At 73.5% G+C, this 3728-nt stretch carries 4 protein-coding genes and 1 pseudogene; 2 read left to right on the forward strand and 3 right to left on the reverse strand.

Annotated features, from left to right (window positions below; genetic code table 11):
- Window position 1: 1 nt before the first annotated feature.
- Window positions 2–559 carry a 2'-5' RNA ligase family protein gene (locus E2E34_RS32210; RefSeq protein WP_138905384.1) on the forward strand — a complete coding sequence of 186 codons (558 nt, stop codon included), beginning with the start codon at window positions 2–4 and terminating at the stop codon, window positions 557–559.
- Here the strand turns inward: E2E34_RS32210 and E2E34_RS32215 are convergent.
- Complete coding sequence (locus tag E2E34_RS32215; protein WP_138905385.1) at window positions 522–1481, reverse strand: SIS domain-containing protein; 960 nt, start codon at window positions 1479–1481, stop codon at window positions 522–524. The two genes, E2E34_RS32210 and E2E34_RS32215, sit on opposite strands and share 38 nt — an antisense overlap.
- A gap of 128 nt (window positions 1482–1609) precedes the next feature.
- Between E2E34_RS32215 and E2E34_RS32220 the strand changes: the two genes are divergently transcribed.
- Window positions 1610–2404, forward strand: coding sequence for a DeoR/GlpR family DNA-binding transcription regulator (locus E2E34_RS32220; protein WP_138905386.1), 795 nt, complete (start codon window positions 1610–1612; stop codon window positions 2402–2404).
- Between the two features lie 88 nt (window positions 2405–2492).
- Here the strand turns inward: E2E34_RS32220 and E2E34_RS32225 are convergent, their stop codons facing one another.
- Together E2E34_RS32225 and E2E34_RS36810 are read right to left on the reverse strand one after the other, a co-directional pair.
- Complete coding sequence (locus E2E34_RS32225) at window positions 2493–3518, reverse strand: beta-sandwich domain-containing protein (RefSeq protein ID WP_138905387.1); 1026 nt, start codon at window positions 3516–3518, stop codon at window positions 2493–2495.
- Window positions 3519–3549: 31 nt separating this feature from the next.
- Window positions 3550–3728: pseudogene (locus tag E2E34_RS36810) on the reverse strand (gfo/Idh/MocA family oxidoreductase); the annotation flags it as partial.

Genomic DNA, 3728 nt, shown 5'->3' on the forward strand with positions numbered 1-3728 from the left:
GGTGGGGTGGCCGGACATGGCCGGGGACACGGCTCTGACGATCAGGGTGCCGGAGGCCGATCCGCTCGTCAGGACCGGGATCGCGGCCCATGTGACCGTCCTCTACCCCTTCCTGCACGAGAGCCGGATGGACGGCGCGGTCCACCGCGAACTCCTGGACCTGTTCCGCTCGCACGACGCCTTCGAGCTGACGTTCACCGGGTTCGGGCGGTACCCGGGCGTCCTCTACCTCGACCCGACGCCCGCCGATCCGGTGCGGGCGCTCACCAAGGAACTCACCGCGCGCTGGCCCGAAGCGGTCCCGTACCGGGGCCTGTTCGGCGAGGGCCTCGACCCGCATCTGACGGTCGCCAACCACGAGGGCCCCGCGACCTGGGAGCGCGCGTACGACGCCCTGGAGGCTCAGTGCGCTCCCGCCCTGCCGGTGACCTCGCGCGTCGAGGCGGTGCACCTGATCGTCCGGGAGGGCGACCGCTGGCGCGACCGTACGGCGTACCGGCTGGGGCCAGGGGTGCTGAGGGTTACGACGCGCTCTGCTCCAGGACCACGGACCGGGTGAGGTTGCGGGGCCTGTCGGGGTCGTAGCCCCGGGCCTCGGCGAGCGCCACCGCCAGGCGCTGCGCGCGGATCAGGTCGGCCAGCGGGTCCAGGGCGCCGGCGGCGCCGGTCCGGGACTCGGCGGTCGTCGTGCCGCCGACGCGGGCGATGTCGTCGGTGAGGCCGTCCGGCGGTGTGCCGAAGATCCACGCCACGCGGCCGGGGCCGGTGATGCTGATCGGTCCGTGCCGGTACTCCATCGCCGGGTACGCCTCGGTCCAGGCCCCCGCCGCCTCGCGCATCTTGAGCCCGGCCTCCAGGGCGAGTCCGTACGTCCAGCCGGTGCCGAGAAAGGTGAACTGCTCGGCGCCGAGCACGTCGGCGGGCAGCGGTGCGGCGAGCGCCCGCGCGGCGTCCTCGACGGCCTCGGAGAGGGGGCGCACCCCGGGCGGAAGCGCGCCTTCCGTCTCCAGGTGGGCGCGCAGCAGGGCGAGGGCGGTGGTGGCGAAGCGGGTCTGCACCACCGACTCCTCGTCGGCGAAGTCCAGTACGGCGACGGCGTCCGCCGCGTCCATGACGGGTGTGCCGGGGTCGGCGGTGATGGCGCCGGTGGGCACCGCGCCCCGCACACGGCGCAGGACCTCCAGCACCTCTGTCGTGGTGCCGGAGCGGGTGATCGCCAGGACGCGGTCGTAGCCGGCGCGGCAGGGGAACTCGGAGGCGGCGAAGGCGTCCGTCTCCCCGTGGCCGCCGCTCTCGCGCAGTACGGCGTACGCCTGGGCCATGAACCAGGAGGTGCCGCAGCCGACGACGGCGACGCGCTCGCCTCGGCGGGGCAGGGCGTCCGTGTGGGCGGAAAGCGTCCTGGCGGCCTGGGCCCATGTGGCAGGTTGAGAGGTGATCTCGGCGGCGGTGCGGGAGGCGGACGGACCGGCGGTGGGCATGTAGGGGCTCCCATATGATTGAAGCTGCTCGAAGGGCGGGCTCTCCAAGCAGATTCGAGCGTTGCCCGCCGTGGGCGAGTATCCACCAAGCCGAACCCGCAGTCCATGTCGTGAAGGAGTCCGACCGCATGTCGAAACACGAGCGGTGGAGCGCACTGCTGGAACTGCTGGCCGCCGAGGGCAGGCTGGAGGTCGAGGAGGCCGCGAGCACCCTGGAGGTCTCGGCCGCGACCATCCGCCGGGACCTGGACGAGCTGGCGGAGCAGCAGATGCTCGTACGGACGCGGGGCGGGGCGATCGCGCACGGCGTCTCGTACGAGCTGCCCCTGCGCTACAAGTCCTCGCGCCACGCGTCGGAGAAGCAGCGGATCGCGGCGGCCGCGGCGGAGCTGGTCGCCGACGGGGACGTGGTCGGGCTCAACGGCGGCACGACGACGACGGAGGTGGCGCGGGCGCTGGCGCTGCGGGCGTCCGCGGCCGGTTCGGGCGCCGGGGGCGCGGGACCGGCGCTGACGGTGGTCACCAACGCGCTCAACATCGCGGGGGAGCTGGCCGTACGGCCGCAGATCAAGATCGTGGTCACCGGCGGGGTGGCGCGGCCCCAGACGTTCGAGCTGGTCGGGCCGTTGACCACGGGCGTGCTGCACGAGGTCGTGCTGGACGTCGTGGTGCTGGGCGTCGACGGGGTGGACCCGGATCTGGGGGTGATGGCGCACCAGGAGGACGAGGCGAGCGTCAGCCGGCTGTTCGCGGAGCGGGCGCACCGGGTGATCGTGGTGACGGACTCGTCGAAGATGGGGAAGCGGGCGTTCGCCCGGATCTGCGGGCTGGACCGGATCGACGTGGTGGTCACCGATTCGGGGATCTCGGCGGAGGCGGTGGAGCGGCTCACCGATGCGGGGATCAAAGTGATCGCCGTGTGAGACGGGGCGCCGCCCCGGCCCCGTTCCACGCCCGTCCGCCCCCGCGGACCGGCGCGGGGCCGGTCCGCGGGGGCGGTCCGGGCGGGGGTCACGACGCGGCTGTCGCCATCGAGAAGATGTGGATGTTGGCGTTCGCCGGCAGGACCACGAACTCCACCGTCTTCTCCGGGTCCAGCGGCACCGCGTGCGCGAAGACGCTGTACTTCACCGTGGCGTTGCCGTATCCGTCCTGGCGGTTGCGGCCGTCCGTCGACTTGACCAGCGTCGCGCCGTGCGCCGTCACCGGGTCGAACGACCAGTTGGGGAAGCCGAACGCGCCCGTACTGGAGGACCCGTCGGTGTAGTGGACGGTCGCGCTGCCCGTCGCCGCGCTGGTGACGCCCGAGCCGAGGAACACCAGCCTGGCGCCCTTGCCGCTCAGGGCGATCGCCTGCCCGCCGCTCGCCACGTTGTCCTTCGTCCCGGCCGGCACGTCCGGCCAGGTCAGTTTCGCCCCGAGGGCCTCGACGGCGGCTCCGGGCGTCAGGCCCACCGCGGCCAGCTTCTGCGCGGAGAAGCTGTTGCCCTCGCCGTCGTAGTCGCCCGCCTTCGTCGCGGACTCGTCGGTGATCGCCACGTTGTTGTACGCCGCCGCCAGGTTCGGCTGCGGGGTGCCGGACCGCTCCGACCGGGTGCCGGTGGCCGTGCCCTCGCCGTCGCCGCCCGTGTACGTCGCGGTCGCCCGGAACGTACGGATCACGAACCCGGGCCGTTTCTCCGGCACCTGGATCCGGAAGGTCGCGGCGGCCGTGGCGCCGGGTGCCAGCGAGCCGTCGACGGCCCGTACGGACGGCTGGACCGCCCATCCGACCGGTCCGGCGAACGACACCCGCAACGCGCGCATGCGCTGCGGGCCGGCGTTCTTGACGCTCACCTTCACCGTCGAGACGGCCGGGCCGTCGAGGTCCACGGGCGAGATGATCACCTCCGTCCCGGCCGCCGCGCTCGCGGCCCGCGGCCCGGCCGCGGACGCCGGGTGGGCCGGGACGAGCAGCACCGCGCCCGCCACCGCGGCGGCCAGTGCCCGCAAAGGGGTGATCAGTCGTGCTGAGGCCGGTACAGAGGCTGATCTCATGGTCTGCTCCTTCGGCGGTGCGTCCGGCGGCTCAGGAAACGGGGGGCATCTCGGTCATGCGGGAGTCCAGGCCGGAGCGCAGGTTGACCCAGGCGCCGCGCGTGAAGTCCGGTATCGCGACCGGCCGGCCCTTGGCGGCCAGCGACATGACGCTCAGTGGCACCGGCGAGCACCAGGCCGCCGAGTCGTACACGTCGATGTCCGGCACGA

Source organism: Streptomyces albidochromogenes, assembly GCF_005981925.1.
Taxonomy (GTDB): Bacteria; Actinomycetota; Actinomycetes; order Streptomycetales; family Streptomycetaceae; genus Streptomyces; species Streptomyces albidochromogenes.

Bases quoted from the DNA above. Each gene is read 5' to 3' on its own strand.
- E2E34_RS32215 (WP_138905385.1), bottom strand. From the start codon at position 1,481: ATGCCCACCGCCGGTCCGTCCGCCTCCCGCACCGCCGCCGAGATCACC.
- E2E34_RS32220 (WP_138905386.1), top strand. From the start codon at position 1,610: ATGTCGAAACACGAGCGGTGGAGCGCACTGCTGGAACTGCTGGCCGCC.
- E2E34_RS32225 (WP_138905387.1), bottom strand. From the start codon at position 3,518: ATGAGATCAGCCTCTGTACCGGCCTCAGCACGACTGATCACCCCTTTG.